The organism is Spirulina sp. CCY15215 (genome assembly GCF_016888125.1).
Classification (GTDB): Bacteria; Cyanobacteriota; Cyanobacteriia; order Cyanobacteriales; family Spirulinaceae; genus CCY15215.
The window spans coordinates 1-1,197 of the sequence record NZ_JACSWA010000182.1; the positions used below are offsets into that span (position 1 = coordinate 1).

1 protein-coding gene is annotated in these 1,197 nt (G+C 42.2%); it reads right to left on the minus strand.

Annotated elements, in window-relative coordinates; translation table 11 throughout:
- Positions 1–61: 61 nt before the first annotated feature.
- Positions 62–1,030: a mechanosensitive ion channel family protein gene (locus tag JUI58_RS00915; RefSeq protein ID WP_204101868.1), complete on the minus strand. Its 969-nt coding sequence runs from the start codon at positions 1,028–1,030 to the stop codon at positions 62–64.
- Between the last annotated feature and the right edge of the window lie 167 nt (positions 1,031–1,197).

Genomic DNA, 1,197 nt, shown 5'->3' on the forward strand with positions numbered 1-1,197 from the left:
GCTCCTCAGACAAACGGAGAATACCCGTCACTCTCTCTACGTTATGGGAGAGTGAAGCCCCTCATCTATCCGAAGGATGATGAGCGGGTGTATTCACTGCATCGCTAATGCTACGGGGCTGAGGATCTTCACCTTTTCTGGAGGGCCAACCTTCGCGCTGATGCGAGCGATCGCCATCGGTAGCTTCAGTCTGATCGTGGAAAAGAACTTGCTGTGTGGGGAAGGGTAGATCGATGCCATTTGCCATCAGCTTATTTTTGATGTTCGTCAATACCTGATCTTGGAAATTGAGTACATCTGAACGACGCGGCGGTTGTACCCACCAACGAGCGCGGATGTTGACTGTACTATCTGCAAGAGCGACGACGATTGCATCAGGAGCAGGATCTTGTAAAACTCCATCAGTTTCACGGATTGCTTGTAAGATTAATTGTCTTGCGGTATTGATATCATCACCATAGCCAATTCCAATGTCATACTCCAAACGGCGATGTTCAAATGCGGTGTTCACAATAACGGAATGAGTAAACAACTCTGAATTTGGAACAATAATACGCCGACCATCATAGGTTCTGATAGTCGTTGCCCGCGTTTGAATCTGTTCTACCGTTCCCTCAAAATTTTTAAAGATAATTTGATCATCTATTTGGAAAGGTTCGGTTAAGAGAATCAAAATACCCGCTAAAAAATTTTGTAGGATATCCCGAAAAGCAAAGCCAATTGCCACACTACTAATTCCTAATAACTGAACGAGATCCCCTGCTTTGAGTGACGGAATAACGATCGACAACGCAATAAATAATCCGAATAGAACAGTTGTTCCTTGTGCCAATCGTCCTAACACTAGACCTAGATTTCTCGCTTGGCGATGATGGCGCGTTAGGTTTCTGACAACTTGTTTAATCGACTTAGCTATAAAAAAGAAGATAGCGAAAACAATTAATGCTAAAATAATGTTGGGTGACATAATAATGAAATCATCAATCATTTTCTGCATTTTTTCCCAAACAATCGGTAGTTCTGTTCTCATTATCTAATCAATGAATAAAGGATAAGTACCTAAACAAAATTATTTGCACATCAGATTTCTTGCTCTCTATACCCAAAAGTAAACGCAATGTATGTGGCTATGGTCAGCATATTTGAGCGTATAGCGGCGTTTTGACCACGCCTGTAAGAGTCCATTACTGGGCTACT

Bases quoted from the DNA above. Each gene is read 5' to 3' on its own strand.
- JUI58_RS00915 (WP_204101868.1), bottom strand. From the start codon at position 1,030: ATGAGAACAGAACTACCGATTGTTTGGGAAAAAATGCAGAAAATGATT.